The following is an 18074-nucleotide window of genomic DNA, read 5'->3' as shown; positions in this document are numbered from 1 at the left end:
GGTCTCACGGGTGGATGGCACAGAGCCGCAAGCCTACCCGGAAACCGGCAGGCCGTCACCGGCTTCACAGGGCAGCGCAACACGCGGCCGCTAACCGGTGGAATTGAGCATGTCGACCGCAATCCGCTCGGCCAGCGCCAGCGGCGGTGTGCTGCCGAGCTCCATGGTGCGCCGATGGCCTGCTACCGTGACCGTGATCAACCGATCATCGATCAGCACGAACGAGCCGAGACAGACCTCACCGTGGAAGGCAAAGTGGAACCATTCCGGATCGGAATGTCGCATCGACTTCCAGAGCATCGACGTTCTCATCGCAGGCCGCGGCACATCGACTCAGGTCGCGGCGCGCCTCAGCTTTCAACAATGATCGGTTCGGCTACGCCCCGCTCAGGCCGCCGTCGCATGGGCGCGGCGATCACGCCAATGCTGGGCGACGCTGCCAAGCTGATCACGCAGTACGCCAAGATCGACCGGCTTGGTGAGCGGCTCCATCATGGTCAGCCCGAGTCTACGGCCCAGTTCGTAGCCCCTGGCTGTGGCGTCGGCGTCGGCCCCGCTCAAAATCTGGACCGGCGCGTGGAACTTGCAAATCGAGAAATGCAGCAGCACTTCGGCGCCCTCGCGCTCGCCGAGCGACATGTCGAGCGTGGCGCAATCGAATTCGTTCAGCAGCGTCTGCCGAACCACATTGCCGCAATCGCTGGCCTGCACCGGCAGGAAGCCAGCCCGCGCCGCCACCTTGCTGATAATGCTGCGGTGGATCTCGTCGTTATCGATCACCAGAATCTGCGGTTCCTTGTCCTGGCGGATGCGTTGGAATGGAGCAAGGGCTGCCGCCGCACGCTGAACCACTTCTCGCAAGCTCATTGACGCTGTCCCAGTATGTGTCATTTCCCGCTGCGCACCGGTCGGTTCGAGCGGTGTCGCGCTACTTGATCGCCGAGCTTGCCATTCCATTGGTGAACTAACCTGTAATTCCGCGCCCCGTAGAATCCCGAGCGCCAGCCGAACGTTTTGATGCGCGCCGCGGCGCGCCTATGGTTAGCAGAGACTTTCCACAATCAGATTGTGTTCCAGATTATCAAGCCGCTGCCGCGCTTTGATCGTTCCGGCGATCACTATCATCACTGTTGGTGATCGCCGGAACTGAACGCCACCGGCGTCGTTGGCTCGCAAAATAGCAAAGAATTGCCAACACTTTCCGAAGGAGCGCGCCAATGGCGATCGACGTTAGCGAAACCAGTCACCTGATCGGCAGCGACAAAGTGCAGGGAACCGCGGTCTATGGTCCGGACGGCGAGAAGATCGGTTCAATCGAACGGGTGATGATCGAGAAGATCAGCGGCCGGGTTTCCTACGCCGTCCTGAGTTTCGGCGGCTTTCTCGGCATCGGCGACGATCATTATCCGCTGCCCTGGCCGTCGCTGAAATACAATGTCGAGCTGGGCGGCTACCAGACCATGATCACCAATGATCAGATCCACCAGGCACCGAAATACGCACGCGACGACGACTATAATTGGCGTGGCAGCCGCGAGATCGACGAGTATTACGGCGTTGCAATGACCTGAACCACGGAAGCTACACGATCGGGTCAGGCACCGGCCCGATGATCACGCCCTCGTCGCCGCGCAGATCGAGCGTGGCGCCGACGCGCTCGCCGGCACGGTCCATGAAGGTCGAGAGCAGGATCTCGCCATCAAGGCTGAACTGCTCCGACAACACCGCGACCGGCGCGGCGCCGAGATTGAGCGCGACCAACAGCGACGATCCGCCGCCGACCCGGCGGAACAGCAGCACATCGCCCTGCGCGGCCAGCGGCTGATAATCGCCAAGCTGCAACGCGGGCTGCCGTTTGCGCAGCGCGATCAGCGCGCGGTACAGGCTGAGCAGCGACGTGTCGGCGGCCGACAGGTTGACGACATTGTCTTGAGCATAATCGTCGGCCAGTGGCAGCCAGGGCTCGACCGTCGAGAACCCGGCAAAGGGCGATGCGTCCCATTGCATCGGCGTGCGGCAGCCGTCGCGGCCAACGCCGACACCCGGGACATTTTTCTCGAATGGATCGCGCACCTGATCCGGCGCGATCGGCAATTGGCGCAGACCGATTTCATCGCCGTAATAGATGGTGGGCGTGCCGCGCAGCGTCAGCAGCAGCATCGCCGCCACCCGCGCCTGCGCCGCGCCGACCCGGCTTGCCACCCTTGGCCGGTCGTGATTGCCGAGCACCCAGTTCGGCCAGGCGCCCTGCGGCAATACCGCCTCATAGCGATCGATCAGCTCGGCGAGCGCGCGGGCATGCCACGGCGCCGATAACAGCGCGAAATTGAACGGCAGATGGGCGCCGCTGAGATCGATGCCGTAGTAAGCGACCAGCCGCTCGAGCGGCAGATAGATTTCGCCGATCAACAGCCGATCGGGAAATTCATCGACCACGGCACGCAGTTCGGCGACCACCTGCTGCACTTCGGGCTGATCGGCCGAGTACAGCGGCTGCAGTTGCTCATGCGGCGGCCGCCCCGGCTGATAGTCCGGATTGGGCGGATTATCGCGGAACTGGCTGTCCTTGATCAGATGCCAGAGCACATCGACGCGAAAGCCATCGACACCCTTGCGCAGCCAGAATCGCATCACCTCATAGATCGCGGCACGCACTTGCGGATGGCGCCAATTGAGATCGGGCTGCTGCGCGAGAAAGGCGTGATAATAATATTGCCCGGTCGTGTCGTCATAATGCCAGGCGCTGCCGCCGAATTCTGACAGCCAATTATTGGGCGGTCCGCCATCCGGCGCCGGGTCGCGCCACAGATACCAATCGCGCTTTGGATTATCGCGCGACGACCGGCTCTCGACAAACCACGGATGCTGCTCCGACGTGTGGTTCGGCACCAGATCGAGCAGCAGTTTCAGGCCATGCTGGTGGGCGGCCTCAAGCAGCGCATCGAAATCGGCCATGGTGCCGAATAGCGGATCGATCGCGGTGTAGTCCGAGATGTCGTAGCCGAAATCGGCCATCGGCGAGACAAAGATCGGCGATAGCCAGATCGCATCAACGCCAAGCTCGCGCAGATAAGGCAGCCGGCGCTTGATGCCGCGCAAATCGCCGACGCCATCGCCATCGCTGTCCTGAAACGAGCGCGGATAGATCTGATAGATCACCCCCGTCTTCCACCAGATCATGTCGGCTTGATCACTCATGGCTGATCCCAGCATGGCAACACGGCGCGGCTGTGGCGGTTCCGCTGCCGGCGCGTGGCGCGACCGCGCTCACCGCCGCGACACAACGCCGCTGAGTGGCGCTAACACCCGCACAATCATGCTGCTCAAGCTTTCTCACGGAATGATGACAACGACGTGAGTTCGGAACTGTCCACACCAATGTCAATTAACAGTGGGATTGTCTCCCCCCGAAACATGATTCGGATCTCAAGGAGGTCCGGCCGATCGATAAAGGAGTTGATGGGCAATGGCGCAGATCATCCGCAGCTTTGATAATGCAAAGGCCGCCAGCGCGGCGGTCAGTGAATTGAAAGCTGCCAATTTCACGAATGTCGAACAGGTGTCCGATGGCAATGGCGGCACGATCGTTGCCGTCGAACCGCCATTCGGCATGGGCTCGCGGGCCGAAGCGATTTTGTCGCGCGCGCCGGGCAGCAAGCCCAGCAATGGCGCAGCGCCGCGCGCAAGCAATGGCGCCGCCAATGGCCATGCCGGCAATGGTGCAACGATCAGTTCGTCCACCCGGCTGAGCGGCGCGCCGCTGTTGCTCGGGCCGAAGACCACGTCGGAATGGCTCGGCCTGCCGACGCTGATCGACTCCAACACCTTCGTATCCGGCTTCCCGCTGCTGCTGCGATCAAAGCCGTTCTCGTCGCTGTCGAAGAATCAGAACGCTTCGGCGACGCTAATCGACAACCCGGCGCCGTTCTCGACCGCACTCGGCCTGCCGGTGCTGATCAAATCGCGCAGCTAACCCGACGCGAGCAGCCGTTCAGTCGTTGCGGTGACCCGAGTTGAAATCGGCATCGCCTCACGATCATCGCCTGCGAACAAGATGCCGGATGGCGCGCGCCGTCCGGCATTGACGTGTTGAAGGACGTGATGCGCGCATCGCGCCGCATGCAACAGCGCGCTCATTCAGGCCCGGCGGTCGGAACAAGAAGTCTTGGAGCGGGCGAAGGGAATCGAACCCTCGTATGCAGCTTGGGAAGCTGCCGTTCTACCATTGAACTACGCCCGCAGCGGCGCGTGGCCACGTTCTTCATCTAGCCGAGATGAGCCGCGTCGCCAAGCGGATCGATGGCGATGCGGCGAAGTGCACAGGGTTTTCGCCGCCCCTTTTGCGGCGCAGCACGATCCGGCCCCGGGGCACTGGCAAAATTCGAGCAATTTTCTGACAATTTTACGGATGCGGCCGGCAATGGCGTTGCTATAGTCGGGCCATGGTGGGGCGCACCTATGCAATGTTCGACACGTCGCTCGGTCGCTGTGGCATTGCCTGGAGCGACGGCGGCGTCATTGGCGTTCAGCTCCCCGCGATGCGCGAAATCGAGACGCGGCGCGAGTTGCTGCGCCGTTTTCCGGATGCACGCGAGCGCACGCCACCCGCTGAAGTTGCACCGGCGATTGACGCCGTCAGCAGCGCGCTGCGCGGTCAAAGCCATGCGCCGGCAGGGCTGCAGCTCGATATGACCAGCGCGCCGCCGTTCAGCCGACGGGTCTATGAGTTGCTGCAGCGGGTGCCGCGCGGCGAAACCGTCAGTTTTGACGAGATCGCCAGCCGGCTCGGCATGACCGGCGTCATTCATTCGGTGAAACAGGCGATCAGCCGCAATCCTTTTCCGGTGCTGGTGCCGTGCCATCGCGCCGTGCCCAGCCCCGGCGAAACCAGCGGCGCGCCGACCTTTGGCGGCATCGTCACAAGGTCACGGCTGCTGGCGCTGGAAGGGGCCTTGGCCGGGCGCGGCGTCACGCTGTTCGACGCGCTGCTGTCGCTGGCGCCGCCGCCGCGCAGCGCGGAAAGCGCATAGCAGCAGCACTCATACCATCGGGTCGTATCAATGACCGTCATACCCGCGCTTGTCGCGGGTATCCACGTCTTAAAATCGCTGCAAGATCAAAGACGTCATGGCCGGGACGAGCCCGGCCATGACGTGTGGAGTGGTTGGTATCAATCGCCGTTGGTATCATACCGACAGCGCTCACACCGGCTGCCCACGCGCGCCCCAGCGGCTCAGCGCTACGCTGAGCGCTGCCAGCACGCCCAGCACCGCCATCGACGCCGCCGCCAGCAGGAAGAACGCCTGAGCGCCCCCGCCTGCCGCGATCAGCCAGGCCCCGCCAAGCGCCACAAACAGCAGCCGCGCAGTCTGCGCCAGCACCGGGCCGAGCACCTTGGCGGCGCCCTGCGAGGAGAAATACAGCGACAGCGCCAGCCCGATGAAGGCATACATCGGCGCCGCCGCGCGCAGATAATGATGCGCAGCAGTGGTGACACGCGGATCGTCGGTGAACAGATCGACCCACAGATCAGGAAACACCGCGATCGCGACGCCAAACAGCCCGACCACCGTGAATGACACCGCACCGGCGGTCCAGGCGATGCGGCGCGCGCGCTGCACCCGCCCCGCGCCGATTGCCATGCCGACCATCGGCACCGAGGCGACCCCGACCGCGAACGCCAGCGAGGTCAGCATGAATTCCAGCCGCGCGCCGATGCCATAGCCGGCCAGCACCGCGTCGCCGAACGCCGCCAGCATGTGGGTGAAAATCACGATGGTCAGCACCGATTGCAGCGGCGAGAAGCACGACACCGCGCCGACCTTGAGAATATCGACAAACATCCGCCGTTGCAGGCGCAGCCCGGCAAGGCGCAGCGTGATGCGGGCGCGGCCGGAGACGATGTACCAGGCCATCACCGCCGCCGCGCTGGAAAAGGCGATCAGCGTGCCGGCGGCCACGCCCTTCATGCCGAATTGCGGCACCGGGCCAAGGCCAAGTCCGAGAATGCCGCCGAGCACGATCTGCAGCACGGCAGCGGTCAGCACCATGAACGATGGCAGCTTCATATTGCCGGTGCCGCGCAGCACCGCCGACAGCGTATTCATCAGCCACGGCACCACGCCGCCGCCGAAAAACACCGCGACATAATCGAGCGCTTGGCGCAGCACCTCGCCGCGGCCGCCGAGCAGCTGTAGCAGCGGCCGGCCGAACAGCAGCATCAGCGCGGTGAACAACAGGCCAAAGCCGATGCCGATCAAAAGCGCATGGCCCGCCAGCGCGGCGGCGCGCTCGGTATCATCGGCGCCGAGCGCCCGCGCGATCGCCGCGGCGGCGCCGCCGCCCATCGCACCGCCCGACATGGTCATGGTCAAGATCACGAACGGGAACACCAGCGCCATCGCCGCCAGCGCTTCGGTGCCGAGCCGGCCGATATAGGCGGTCTCGGCGATCACCACGCAGGTGCCGGCGGTCAGTGCGATCACATTGGGCCAGGCGAGCCGCAACAGCGTCGGCAGGATCGGTCCGTTCAGCAGCGGATTGGGGGTGGTCGCAGCGGAGGGTGGCGGCGCTTGCGGCGGCTGGTCCGGCGGCGGCGTGGCAGCGACGGCAACATCGGTCATGCGTTTCCCCGGGGTGGCGGGGTCTGGTGCCGCGCCTCGCCCTCCCTAGCATCGAACGGCGGCGCTGCGAGCCGCCGGAAACGCATAGCCCTCTGCCCGGCGCGCTGACGGCGGCCGTTCGCTCAGGCGCTCACGCCTTAAAATGCTTGGACAGTTTGAGGTTCTGGCCCTGGTAGTTCGAGCCGATGCGCTGGCCATAGAGCGAGGCCGGCCGCGCCAGCATGCGCTCATAAACCAGCCGGCCGACGATCTGGCCGTGCTCAAGGATGAACGGCACTTCGCGCGAGCGCACTTCCAGCACCGCGCGCGAGCCGTGGCCGCCAGCACCCTCATAGCCGAAACCGGGATCGAAGAACCCGGCATAGTGCACACGGAATTCGCCGACCAGCGGATCGAACGGCACCATCTCGGCCGCGTAGTCGGGCGGCACCTGCACCGCCTCCTTGGAAGCCAGGATGTAGAACTCGCCGGGATCGAGGATCAGGCTGCCATCGCGCCGGGCCGGGATCGGCTCCCAGAATTCGTGCACCGGATAGCCACCGCGGCGATCGATATCGACCACGCCGGTATGGCGCTTGGCGCGGTAGCCGACAAAGCCGCCCGAGCTTTCGCCGGACAGATCGACGCTGACCGCCACGCCATGGGCAAGATCGGCGTCATCGACATCGACCAGCCGCTCGGCCTCATGCAGCGCGTCGAGTTCGCCGGCGCTCAGCGTGGCTTCGCCGACCCGAAACCGGAGCTGCGACAGCCGCGAGCCTTCGCGCAGCAGCACCGGGAAGGTTTTGGGGCTGATCTCGGCATAAAGCGGGCCGTGGTAACCGGCATCGATACTGTCGAAGCGCCTGGTGCCGTCGGCGATCACGCGCGTGAACACATCGAGCCGGCCGGTCGAGCTTTTCGGATTGGCCGCGGCCACGATATCCGGCGGCAGCGCCAGGCTCTCCAAGAGCGGCACGATATAGACGCAGTTGGTCTCGAGCACCGCGCCGTCGGTGAGATCGATCTGATGCAGCTTCAGTTCGTCGATCCGTTCGGCGACCGTGCAATCCGGCCCCGGCAGAAAACTGGCGCGCACCCGGTAGGCGATGTCGCCAAGGCGCAGATCGAGGCTGGCCGGCTGGATCTGGCTCTCGACGAAGGGATATTCGGGGCGGATCATGCCGGCATCCGCCATCGCCGCAATCATGCGATCGGGCAGGATTCCATCGGCGTCAGGCGGGATCGTGAACGGCACGGTGTCGGTCCTTCGGACGGCGGCCGTGCCATCCGGGCTACGCAAAATACATGAAGCCTATCGCTAGCCGATGCCCGGCTTGACGGAAAGAGCACGGCGGATTAAGAGCGGAACTTATCCCGTGGTGATTTGAGCCGGCCGGCTTGCAGCCACGTTAAACAAGTAGCTAAACAGGCCGGGGATGTGTGTCCCGGTCTGTGGGTATTTTCCCAGGCCGGTTTTTTTGTGCCCATCACGCGGGTGCAGTGGAGAACACATGTCGACCATCAAGGCTCCCTCGCTGTCATCCCTCCATCGCGAAACCCGGCTGGTGCATTCCGGCACGCTGCGTTCGCAATATGGCGAAACCTCCGACGCGCTGTTTCTGACCCAGGGCTTCGTCTACGCCTCCGCCGAAGAATGCGCGGCGCGCTTCACCGGCGATGATCCCGGCTTCCAATATTCGCGGCTGTCCAACCCGACCGTGTCGGCGTTCGAGCAGCGCATGGCCGAGCTGGAAGGCGCCGAAGCGGCGCGCGCCACCGCCTCGGGCATGGCGGCGGTGACCGCGGCGCTGCTGGCGCCGCTGCAGGCCGGCGACCATGTGGTGGCGTCGAGGGCGATGTTCGGGTCGTGTCGCTACGTGGTGGAAGACCTGCTGCCGCGCTACGGCATCGCCTCGACGCTGATCGATGGGCTCGATCTCGGCGCCTGGCAGCGCGCGGTGCGCCCCAACACCAAAACCTTCTTTCTGGAAAGCCCGACCAACCCGACGCTCGACGTGCTCGATATCGGCGCGATCGCCGAGATCGCCCATGCCGCCAATGCGCAGCTGGTGGTCGACAACGTGTTCGCGACGCCGCTGTGGCAGAGCCCGCTCGAACTAGGCGCCGATGTGGTGGTCTATTCCGCCACCAAGCATATCGACGGCCAGGGCCGCTGTCTCGGCGGGGTGATCCTGGCCTCGCAGGCGCTGATCGAAGAACAGATCCAGATGTTCCTGCGCCAGACCGGCCCGACGCTGTCGCCGTTCAATGCCTGGGTGATGCTGAAGGGGCTGGAAACGCTCGGCGTGCGCGTCGAGCGCCAGACCGCCAATGCCGCCGCGATCGCCGACGCGCTGGCCGGCCATCCCAAGCTGGCGCGCCTGGTCTATCCCGGCCGCGCCGATCACCCGCAGGCCGCGACCGTCGCCAAGCAGATGCGCGGTGGCTCGACCCTGGTCGGCTTTGGGGTCAAAGGCGGCCAGGCGGCGGCGTTCCGGTTCCTGAACGCGCTCAAGCTGGTCAAGATCAGCAACAATCTTGGCGATGCGCGCAGCCTGATCACCCATCCGGCGACCACCACGCATCAGCGGCTCAAGCCGGAAATCCGCGCCGAACTCAATATCGATGACGGTTTTCTGCGGCTGTCGGCCGGGCTCGAGCACCAAGACGATCTGATCGCCGACCTGTTGGCCGCGCTCGATCAGATTTAAACCCAACAGGTATCACCAATGACCCGTCATGCCCGCGCTTGTCGCGGGCATCCACGTCTTAAAAGCGCCGCTGGATCAAAGACGTCGATGGCCGGGACGAGCCCGGCCATGACGTGTGGGGTGGAGGCGACGGGTCCATCGCGCATGGCGGAGCTGGCACTCCCATAAGGGAGCAGCGCCGCCAGCGGCGTTACATCGGCCGGTAGGTGTGCACGTCGGACGGCACGTGGATGCCGAGCTTGATCTGGCCGACCGAACGAATGATGTCGTCGCCAAGCAATTGGGCGAAGCAGGCATAGCCCCAATCGTTCATATGCAGCCCGTCCGGGGTGATGAAATTGTCGATCGGCACCGATTGCCGCTCGTGCCAATCGCGCATCACCTCAAAGCGTGGGAACAGGCCGACATGGCGGATTTCCGCGACCCTGTTGAGCAGCTTCATCATCCGCCCGGCGTTTTCGGCGCGCTCATTGACGCGCGGCGCATATTGCGGATCGACCAGCACCAGATCGGCGCCGGCGGCCTGGATCGCCGAAACGCCTTCTTCGACCATCTTGGCGGTGTCTGCCGGATCAAGATCGCGCAGAATGGCGTTGGTGCCGACCTGCCAGATCACGAGATCGGGCTTCAGATCGAGCACTGAACTTTTCAGCCGCGCCAGCATTTCCGGCGCGTCCTCGCCGCCCTTGCCGCGATTGATCACCGAGATTTCCGCGGTCGGATATTGGCGACGCAGTTGGGAGGCCAGCCGGTTGGGATAGTTGAAGGCCGGCGAGGAGCTGCCATGGCCCTGCGTCGAGGACGAGCCGAACGCCACGATCACCACCGGATCGCCGGCGATCAGCTTGCTCGCGACATGGGGCAGCGAGCCGAGCGGACGGACCCCGCCCTTGGGCGGCAAACACGGCACCCGGCTAAAAATGTCGCCAGCCTGCCGCGCCACGTCTTTCATCTTATCGACCGCGCGGCCGGCGAGATTGCGTTCGCGCTGCGCAGATTGTGCATCGTCACCCGAACCACTGCCCGAGGGCTGAACGGCGGCGAAGGCACTCGACGTCGCCGCCTGGGCAGTCTGCGCCTGAGCCGAAGGCGCCGCTCCAACCGCACAGCCCGTCACCGCCAGAATTGCCGCAAGACCCGCGGCCCTGCCCACGCCACCACGCCACATCAACGCTGTGTCCTCAATTCCCCTAAATTGACCCGCGCCGCTTCGATCACGAACACCGACAGCGCCCGCCCGATACACTCATGAACCTGCTTGGCCAGTTCGATGCCCGGGGATGGGCTGAAGAAGTCGAAGTCGCCGTTCTCGTTCCAATGCCGCATGATCGCGAAGCGATCGAACAACGGAATGTCATGCTGCTGGGCGACGACACGCATATGATCCAAATACGGCGAAGGCGAGATCATCGTTTCCGTACGAGGACTATACTGCAGATTCATTAAGATAACGTCGGCCCCGGCCGCCTGCATCATGGTCACGCCTTCATTGACGGCGTCACGAAACTCATCCGGATCGACCGAGCGCGTGGCATCGAAAGTGCCCGTCTGCCAGATCACCAGGGTCGGCTTGCGCTCCTCCAGGATCTTGCCAAGCCCGGCCACCGCCTCCTTGGCGGTCTTCTTGACCCGCAACTCCACCGCGACATTGACAGTCGAGGCCGGCAGTTTGTCGCGCAAGGCCGACTGCAGCCGCCACGGATAGGAAGTGCCGTCCGCCGCCATGATGGTCGAGGACCGGCTGCCCAGCACCAGAATGTCGAGCGGCTGGCGCGCTTTCAGCGCCTCGCCGACCTTGGTCAGCACACTATCGGTAGCGAGCAGATAAGCAGGAACGTCGCAGGTCGGCTTGATATCATCGGCCGCTGCAAGGCCGTTCGACCCGACCAGCAATGACAAGCCCAGCGCGACCGCGTAGCCGGCCTTCATAGCGTTCCTCCTGCCAAGTCCGCGTCATTGCTTGCGCTGCGCGTTGCTCCTTTGGCTGTGACCCGCTTGTACCACGAAAACAGCCACGCCGCTGAAGACATTAGGATAATACCAGTCAGACTGACCAGGAAGTGCACAAAGGCGCCACCGGCGATCTCGGCCAGGAAGAACTGGCCGGCGAACGCCAGGAAGATGCCAAGGCAGAAGATTTCCAGCGAATGCTGGCCGCACAGGATCACCGGCCGCAGCCAGCGCGAGCGCAGCCCGCTCCAATCCTTAGGCAAGAATCGCACCGTAATCGCTGCCAACGCCAGGAAATGCGCAAAGCGCAGCACATCGAGATCAGGCTTGTTGATCGGATACATCCATTGTTCGAGTTGCTTCGGCATCAGCGGGTGAAGCTGCGGCACGTACCACGTCAATGTGACGAAGAATGCCGCAAGCAAATAGGCGGCCGACAGCACCAGCGTCACGTTAGAGGCCAAGATCCGCGTCATGCGCTGGGCGCCGCCGAGCGCACACCAGGCCCCGAACACGAACAAGAGCTGCCAGGCGAATGGATTGAACACCCACACGCCGCTCGGATAGGCCGACAGCGCCAGATCGAAATGCCAGGTGGCCGCGTACAACGCCACCGACAGCGCCAGCGCCAGATCGGCCTTGCGTAGCATCAGCCACAGGATCGGCGGCAAAAAGAACATCAGCACGATGTACAGCGGCAGCACGTCCATATTGACCGGCTTGAACCGCAGCAGCAGCGCCTGAATGATGGTGACGTCGGGCTGTTTGAGAAAATCGAGAATGCCCATTTCTTCGGAATAGAGCGGGTTCTCGAACGAGGTCGCGACGTAGGAAATCTCCGCCAGGAAGATCACGAACAGAAACACATGCGCGACATAGATCTGCCAGACCCGCTTCAGAATGCGGGCGGCCGCGATCACAAAGCCGCTCTCGCGCATCGCGCGGCCATAGACGAACGCGGCGGTGTAGCCGGAGATGAAGATGAAAATCTCGGTGGCGTCGCTGAATCCGTAATTGCGGATCGTCAGCCAGGTCAGAAGATTGGCCGGCAGATGATCGATAAAAATCAGCCACAGCGCCATGCCGCGAAACAGATCGAGCCGCAATTCGCGCTGGCTGACCTTGGGCAGCGGCGGCGGCGAAGCATGGACTACCGGCCGCGCCGCTGGTTCCGGGCGCTGCGACGCTACGGTGGACTCGGCAACAGAGCTCATAAGACCCCGTTCTGGCAAAGCGAAAATCGGCAGCCGCAGATAGGGAGGAACAGCGCAGCGGGTCAACTGCGCAATGACCACCAAGCTGCGCTTTGCCGCGGCAAGCCGCCTGTTGCGCCGTCTCGCATTGGAACCCGTAAGCCGGCCAGCGCGCGCGCCGAGCGACGGGAACCTTGGCCTGGAACTATGTTGAAACCACGATCCGCGCCGGCGGTGATCTTTGCCGCTCAGCGGCCGTGCAGATCTGGTTCCGTCTGAAAATCTAGGTTATTATTTAGGCGGTTTTCGAGAGACTGCTGACATGTATCGTGCCGTCACCCGTCAGATCGAGGTCACCGTCGAGCCGAACTTTCTGCCCGAGCGCTCGTCCGACGAAAATTGCCAGTATTTCTGGTCCTACACCATCGTCATCACCAATGCGGGTGACGAGACCGTCCAATTGTGCACCCGGCACTGGATCATCACCGACGCCATTGGCCGCACACAGGAGGTGCGCGGCGAAGGCGTGGTCGGGGAACAGCCGGTGCTGGAACCGGGCGAGCGGTTTGAATATACCAGCGGCGTGCCGCTGGCGACCAGTTCCGGCTTCATGGCCGGCAGCTATCAGATGGTCACCGCCGACGGCGAGCCGTTCGAGATCAACGTGCCGGCATTCTCGCTGGACAGCCCGGACGCAAGGCGCACGCTGAATTAGGGTGCGCCCGGCGCCTGATCTTCCACCCCCGCTTCCTGCGGCGTGAAGCGATACACCGAGGAGCAGAACTCGCAGGTCACCTCGACCTGGCCGTCCTTGACCATGTCGGTCCGATCGGCCGGCTCAAAGCTCGCCAGCATGGCGGCCACCGCCTCGCGCGAGCAGGAGCACTGCGCCCGCACCGACTGCGGTGAAAACACCCGCACGCCGCGCTCATGGAACAGCCGGTACACCAGCCGCTCGCCGGACAGATCCGGATCAAGCAGCTCCAGATCCTCGACCGTGGCGATCAGCGACTGACCTTCCACCCAGGCGTCATCCTCGGCGACCACATGCGGCGCGGTGCCTTCCGGGGCATCGCCGGGGTGCAGATCGGCCTGGCGGGCGCGCTCGGTGGATTGCGGCAGGAATTGCAGCAGCATGCCGCCGGCACGCCAGCGATGCTTGGGGCCACCCTCTTCGCCGCGCCATTCCTCGCCGACCGCGAGCCGCACCCGGGTCGGGATCTGCTCGGAGCGCAGGAAATATTCGTGGGCGGCCTCTTCCAGCGAGCCACCATGCAGCGCCACCAGGCCTTGGTAGCGGCTCATATGGGCGCCCTGGTCGATGGTCATGGCGAGATGGCCATTGCCGAGCAGCGCGCCGGAACTCAGGCCCTCGGCCAGCCGGGCTTTGTCGAACCGGGCATAGGCGCGGATCTGATCGGGGCTCTTGAAATCGACCACCATGAACGACACCGGGCCGTCGGTCTGGGTCTGCAACAGGAACCGGCCCTGGAATTTCAGCGCCGAGCCGAGCAGCGCGGTGAGCGCGATCGCTTCGCCGAGCAGCTTGCCGACCGGCGCCGGATAATCATGCTTGGTCAGAATATCGTCGAGCGCCGGGCCGAGCCGGACCATCCGACCGCGCAGATCGAGGCTGTCGATCTCGAACGGCAGCACCTCGTCGTCGACGGCAATGGCGGACGGCGCGCGGCTCGGAACGTCGGACGCGGCGTGGGGATCGGAGGATTGCGAGGTCATGGCGCTCTATCTGGGGGCAGGTGGCGGGGATCGGAAGGGCCGGACGGCGGCGAGGAATGGCAGCGATGCAGCGGGGCTTGTCCTTCTCCCCTTGTGGGAGAAGGTGTCGCGGACGTAAGGCGCCCGGGAGGGGTGGACGCGGGCGCAGGGCTCGCCCTCTCCTGCCTTCGCTGCGATCAAGCACGCTCTCCCACGCGGGGAGAGGGAAAGAGACCTACGCCACCGCGCCGAGGCACCAGGCCAAAATGCCCTTTTGGGCGTGCAGGCGGTTTTCGGCTTCGTCGAACACCACCGACTGCGGACCGTCGATCACCTCGTCGGTGACTTCCTCGCCGCGATGCGCCGGCAGGCAGTGCATGAACAGCGCGTCCGGCTTGGCCAGCGACATCAGCTTGGCGTTGACCTGATAGGGCCGCAGCAGATTGTGGCGATGCTCGCCGTCCTTGTCGCCCATCGACACCCAGGTGTCGGTGACCACGCAATCGGCGCCGCGCACGGCTTCCTCGGGGTCGGAGCCGAGCATGATCGAGGCGCCGGAATTCTTGATCCAGTCGCGCATCGATTTGTTCGGCGCCAGCTCGGGCGGCGTCGCCACCCGCAGCTTGAAGTTGAAGCGGTCGGCGGCATGGGCCCAGGACGCCAGCACGTTGTTGTCGTCGCCGGTCCAGGCAATGGTGCGGCCTTCGATCGGGCCACGATGCTCCTCAAAGGTCATCAGATCGGCCATCACCTGGCAGGGATGGGAACGGCGCGTCAGGCCGTTGATCACCGGCACGGTGGCATGCGCCGCCAGCTCCAGCAGCGCATCGTGATTGAGGATGCGGATCATGATGGCATCGACATAGCGCGACAGGACGCGCGCGGTGTCGGCAATGGTCTCGCCGCGGCCGAGCTGCATCTCGGCGCCGGTCAGCATGATCGACTCGCCGCCGAGCTGGCGCATGCCGACATCGAACGAGACGCGGGTGCGGGTCGACGGCTTTTCGAAGATCATCGCCAAGGTCTTGCCCTCAAGCGGCTTTTCGCGCGGCAGACGCTGCGCCTTTTCAGCCTTGAGCTTGGCCTTCATGGCCACGCCGGCATCGAGCACCGCGCGCAGCTCCTTGGTGGGCAGATCGGTGAGGTCGAGGAAGTGACGGGGCGTGGTGCTGGTCATCACACCGCCTCCCGCTGCGCGGTGGTCGCGGGCGCCGACAGCGACGCGCACGCGCGCTCCAGCCGCTCCACGGCCTCGGCGAGTTCCGCTTCGCTCAGGATCAGCGGCGGCAACAGCCGCACCACATTGTCACCGGCGGCGACCGACAACATCTTTTCAGCGCGCAGCGCCGCCATCAGCTCGGCGGCCGGCACCACGGCTTTCAGGCCGAGTAACAATCCCTCGCCGCGCAGTTCGCTCAGCACCTGGGGAAAGCGATCGACCACCGAAGCGAGCTTCTGCTTGGCCAGCAGCGCGATCGATTGCACGCGCGGCAGGAAGTCCGGTTCCAGCATGACGTCGAGCACCGCATTGGCGGCAGCCACCGCCAGCGGATTGCCGCCGAAAGTCGACCCATGCGAGCCGGGGGTCATGCCGGACGCGGCCTCGGCGGTCGCCAGGCACGCGCCGATCGGGAAGCCGCCGCCAAGACCCTTGGCGAGCGCCATCACGTCCGGCGCGACGCCAAAGCGCTGATGGGCAAACAATTCGCCGGTGCGGCCCATGCCGGTCTGCACCTCGTCGAACATCAGCAGCAAACCATGTTCATCGCACAGCTCGCGCAGCGCCCGGAAGAACGCCGGGTCGGCGGCGCGCACCCCGCCCTCGCCCTGCACCGGCTCGATCAGAATCCCGGCGGTGGCCGGCCCGATCGCAGCTTTCACCGCATCAAGGTCGCCGTGCGGCACCTGGTCAAAACCTTCGACGGGCGGGCCGAAGCCGTCGAGATATTTGGCTGCGCCGGTGGCCGCCAGCGTCGCCAGCGTGCGGCCGTGGAAGGCACCTTCGAAGGTGATGATCCGGTAGCGCTCCGGCTGCCCGTTGGTCGCGTGATACTTGCGCGTCATCTTGATCGCGCATTCCATCGCTTCGGCGCCGGAATTGGCGAAAAACACGAAGTCGGCAAAGCTGTGCTCACACAGCCGCGCGGCGAGCCGCTCGCCTTCCGGACTCTTGAACAGGTTGGACGTATGCCAGAGCTTAGCGGCCTGCTGTTGCAGGGCTGCGACTAAATGCGGATGCGCGTGACCGAGCGCGTTGACCGCAACGCCGCTGGTGAAATCGAGATATCGCTCGCCGTCCGCAGTGATCAGCCAGACGCCCTCGCCGCGTTCGAAGGCGAGGTCCGCCCTGGCGAATACCGGCAAAAGATGAGAACTCGTCGTGCTGTTGGCCATGGCCGTTCCGATCGGAAAATGGGGAGGGGATGAGCCGCCGATTACGCCCCAATGACGACAGGACAGCAGACCCCGAAAACGAAATGTGCCGCCTTTCCAGGCGGCACGGTGGACATTCTAAGTCGACGGCAAGCACTGTCAACCGATGTATGCGCTGGAAATCTCGGGGTCGCGCTTACCCTCAATTGTGGTCATAACCGCCAAAACAAGGCCAAAATATCGGCCTAAATCGACCTGGTAGTTAGAAGGTGTGGACGCACCAGGGCGGACTCTTGCGCGAGAGTCAGGCCATATTGTAGCGTTTTGGGTGTCGGGTACGACATCTCGTGCACGGTTTGTGATCCTTCGTTGAGTCCTGAGTACGGCGTAACGCCCGGGCGTGAAAGCGCGTCCGGCGAGGGCTAAGGGATTCTGCCGGCAGGGGATTTGGAGACCAAAGAGCCGCAGCGACGCTCTCGGAAATGGCCGCTGCGACACGAAGGGATAGAGCGATGACGGTATTGACCTGGACCGACGATCGCGTCGAACAGCTCAAAAAGCTCTGGGAAGGCGGTCTGTCCGCCAGCCAGATTGCTGCAGAGCTGGGCAACGTGACGCGCAACGCCGTGATCGGCAAGGTCCACAGGCTGGGGCTTTCTGGCCGTGCCAAGAGCCCCTCCGCCGCAGCGCCGCGTCCGCGCAAGGCTCGTCCGGCACCGCATATGATGCGCGTGACCCGGCCGGTGGCCCGCGGCAACACGGCGCTGGCGCATGTGTTTGAAGTGGAAGCCGAGCCGGATCCGGTAGCCTACGATAATGTGGTGCCGATGAATCAGCGGTTGACCCTGCTGGAACTGAACGAAGCCACCTGCCACTGGCCGATCGGCGACCCGAGCAATCCGGAATTCTTCTTCTGCGGCGGCAAAGCGCTGCCGGGACTGCCCTACTGTGCGCATCACTCGCGCATTGCCTATCAACCGGCCAACGATCGCCGGCGCACCCAGTCCAAGCCGACGCGCTAATGCGCGACGGCGGGGCGCGGCAAGGTCCGCGCACCGACACATGCGCGTCAGGCTGTGCCGCAATAGATACCCAATTAGTTATCAGCCTTTTTGATTAGTCGATTTTGTCAGCCGATTTTTCCCGCGATATTGCGCAGGCGCTGACAACAGCAACACCAACAACCAGCGAAGCCATCAGGTGGCGTTTCATCGGGCACCGCGGCCGCATGGCCGCGTGGTGCACCGATGTTGCGCTGCGTTGCCCCTCAATACGTACCCGCGAACACGCGGCACGACCAGTTATTGCCGTGGCCGTGAACTAATAAGGCGTCATGCCCGCGCTTGTTGTTTAGCCCGGCGACATGTCGGACACCTGTTCGGGGACATCACTGACACTTTTGGGCGTGGTCAAGTCGATCGTTGCGACTGGCCACGATCCGAAGAAGATTCCATAGCGACCGTCCTGGTCGAGCGGCCGCACGGCGAGGCGTTCACCGCGCAAGGCGCGTGGCACCTGCCAGAGGC

The 18074-nt window shown here is 64.3% G+C and carries 17 protein-coding genes, 1 tRNA gene, 1 pseudogene and 1 riboswitch; of the genes and pseudogenes, 6 read left to right on the top strand and 13 right to left on the bottom strand.

Going from position 1 to position 18074, the window contains the following annotated elements:
* Nucleotides 1-90: 90 nt before the first annotated feature.
* Together BJ122_RS17025 and BJ122_RS17020 are read right to left on the bottom strand one after the other, a co-directional pair.
* Nucleotides 91-300 carry a hypothetical protein gene (locus BJ122_RS17025; protein ID WP_110782386.1) on the bottom strand — a complete coding sequence of 70 codons (210 nt, stop codon included), beginning with the start codon at nucleotides 298-300 and terminating at the stop codon, nucleotides 91-93.
* An 87-nt stretch (nucleotides 301-387) separates the two neighbouring features.
* Nucleotides 388-957 carry a response regulator gene (locus BJ122_RS17020; RefSeq protein ID WP_245407774.1) on the bottom strand — a complete coding sequence of 190 codons (570 nt, stop codon included), beginning with the start codon at nucleotides 955-957 and terminating at the stop codon, nucleotides 388-390.
* A 260-nt stretch (nucleotides 958-1217) separates the two neighbouring features.
* On the opposite strand from BJ122_RS17020, the gene BJ122_RS17015 reads away from it, so the two are divergent.
* Entirely contained in the window at nucleotides 1218-1571 is a 354-nt protein-coding gene (locus BJ122_RS17015; protein WP_110782384.1) for a PRC-barrel domain-containing protein, read from the top strand.
* Between the two features lie 10 nt (nucleotides 1572-1581).
* Here BJ122_RS17015 and BJ122_RS17010 read toward each other — a convergent pair whose 3' ends face one another.
* On the bottom strand, nucleotides 1582-3198 hold the full coding sequence (locus tag BJ122_RS17010; RefSeq protein WP_110782383.1) for an alpha-amylase family glycosyl hydrolase: 1617 nt from the start codon (nucleotides 3196-3198) through the stop codon (nucleotides 1582-1584).
* A gap of 268 nt (nucleotides 3199-3466) precedes the next feature.
* On the opposite strand from BJ122_RS17010, the gene BJ122_RS17005 reads away from it, so the two are divergent.
* Nucleotides 3467-3973 carry a hypothetical protein gene (locus BJ122_RS17005; RefSeq protein ID WP_110782382.1) on the top strand — a complete coding sequence of 169 codons (507 nt, stop codon included), beginning with the start codon at nucleotides 3467-3469 and terminating at the stop codon, nucleotides 3971-3973.
* Between the two features lie 193 nt (nucleotides 3974-4166).
* Here BJ122_RS17005 and BJ122_RS17000 read toward each other — a convergent pair.
* A tRNA-Gly gene (locus BJ122_RS17000) sits at nucleotides 4167-4240 on the bottom strand.
* Nucleotides 4241-4442: 202 nt separating this feature from the next.
* On the opposite strand from BJ122_RS17000, the gene BJ122_RS16995 reads away from it, so the two are divergent.
* Entirely contained in the window at nucleotides 4443-5030 is a 588-nt protein-coding gene (locus BJ122_RS16995) for a methylated-DNA--[protein]-cysteine S-methyltransferase (protein WP_110782381.1), read from the top strand.
* Nucleotides 5031-5201: 171 nt separating this feature from the next.
* Here the strand turns inward: BJ122_RS16995 and BJ122_RS16990 are convergent, their stop codons facing one another.
* A complete protein-coding gene (locus BJ122_RS16990) occupies nucleotides 5202-6623 on the bottom strand; it encodes an MATE family efflux transporter (RefSeq protein WP_110782380.1) in 1422 nt (473 codons plus the stop codon).
* A 130-nt stretch (nucleotides 6624-6753) separates the two neighbouring features.
* Entirely contained in the window at nucleotides 6754-7860 is a 1107-nt protein-coding gene (locus tag BJ122_RS16985) for a 2'-deoxycytidine 5'-triphosphate deaminase (protein WP_110782379.1), read from the bottom strand.
* Between the two features lie 111 nt (nucleotides 7861-7971).
* A riboswitch (SAM riboswitch) is annotated at nucleotides 7972-8051 on the top strand.
* A 65-nt stretch (nucleotides 8052-8116) separates the two neighbouring features.
* On the opposite strand from BJ122_RS16985, the gene BJ122_RS16980 reads away from it, so the two are divergent.
* Nucleotides 8117-9316 (top strand): O-succinylhomoserine sulfhydrylase, encoded by a 1200-nt coding sequence (locus BJ122_RS16980; RefSeq protein ID WP_110782378.1) that lies wholly within the window; start codon nucleotides 8117-8119, stop codon nucleotides 9314-9316.
* Nucleotides 9317-9506: 190 nt separating this feature from the next.
* Here BJ122_RS16980 and BJ122_RS16975 read toward each other — a convergent pair whose 3' ends face one another.
* Genes BJ122_RS16975 through BJ122_RS16965 form a run of 3 tightly spaced genes read right to left on the bottom strand, consistent with a single transcriptional unit; the run spans nucleotide 9507 to nucleotide 12480 of the window.
* The gene (locus BJ122_RS16975; RefSeq protein ID WP_103011655.1) at nucleotides 9507-10484 is read right to left on the bottom strand and encodes an SGNH/GDSL hydrolase family protein; all 978 of its coding nucleotides are present in this window, start codon (nucleotides 10482-10484) and stop codon (nucleotides 9507-9509) included.
* Complete coding sequence (locus BJ122_RS16970) at nucleotides 10484-11245, bottom strand: SGNH/GDSL hydrolase family protein (protein ID WP_110782377.1); 762 nt, start codon at nucleotides 11243-11245, stop codon at nucleotides 10484-10486. The genes BJ122_RS16975 and BJ122_RS16970 overlap by 1 nt, the downstream gene beginning before the upstream one ends.
* Nucleotides 11242-12480: an OpgC domain-containing protein gene (locus BJ122_RS16965; protein WP_110782376.1), complete on the bottom strand. Its 1239-nt coding sequence runs from the start codon at nucleotides 12478-12480 to the stop codon at nucleotides 11242-11244. The genes BJ122_RS16970 and BJ122_RS16965 overlap by 4 nt, the downstream gene beginning before the upstream one ends.
* Before the next feature lie 301 nt (nucleotides 12481-12781).
* Here BJ122_RS16965 and apaG point away from each other — a divergent pair, with 301 nt between their 5' ends.
* Entirely contained in the window at nucleotides 12782-13174 is a 393-nt protein-coding gene (gene apaG, locus BJ122_RS16960) for a Co2+/Mg2+ efflux protein ApaG (protein WP_110782375.1), read from the top strand.
* Here apaG and BJ122_RS16955 read toward each other — a convergent pair.
* From BJ122_RS16955 to BJ122_RS16945, 3 genes are all read right to left on the bottom strand, one after another.
* Nucleotides 13171-14196: an Hsp33 family molecular chaperone gene (locus tag BJ122_RS16955; RefSeq protein ID WP_110782374.1), complete on the bottom strand. Its 1026-nt coding sequence runs from the start codon at nucleotides 14194-14196 to the stop codon at nucleotides 13171-13173. The two genes, apaG and BJ122_RS16955, sit on opposite strands and share 4 nt — an antisense overlap.
* Nucleotides 14197-14410: 214 nt before the next feature.
* A complete protein-coding gene (gene argF / locus BJ122_RS16950; protein ID WP_110782405.1) occupies nucleotides 14411-15352 on the bottom strand; it encodes an ornithine carbamoyltransferase in 942 nt (313 codons plus the stop codon).
* Nucleotides 15352-16569: an aspartate aminotransferase family protein gene (locus tag BJ122_RS16945; protein ID WP_110782373.1), complete on the bottom strand. Its 1218-nt coding sequence runs from the start codon at nucleotides 16567-16569 to the stop codon at nucleotides 15352-15354. The genes argF and BJ122_RS16945 overlap by 1 nt, the downstream gene beginning before the upstream one ends.
* 491 nt (nucleotides 16570-17060) lie before the next feature.
* On the opposite strand from BJ122_RS16945, the gene BJ122_RS16940 reads away from it, so the two are divergent.
* Complete coding sequence (locus BJ122_RS16940) at nucleotides 17061-17570, top strand: GcrA family cell cycle regulator (protein ID WP_110782372.1); 510 nt, start codon at nucleotides 17061-17063, stop codon at nucleotides 17568-17570.
* A gap of 328 nt (nucleotides 17571-17898) precedes the next feature.
* On the opposite strand, the pseudogene BJ122_RS19695 reads toward BJ122_RS16940, so the two are convergent.
* Nucleotides 17899-18074, bottom strand: a pseudogene (locus tag BJ122_RS19695) (IS481 family transposase); the annotation flags it as partial.

Origin of the sequence: Rhodopseudomonas faecalis (assembly GCF_003217325.1) — a bacterium.
GTDB lineage: Bacteria > Pseudomonadota > Alphaproteobacteria > Rhizobiales > Xanthobacteraceae > Rhodopseudomonas > Rhodopseudomonas faecalis.
The sequence above is the reverse complement of the archived record's forward strand: the minus strand, read 5'-3'. Positions and strand labels throughout refer to the sequence as shown.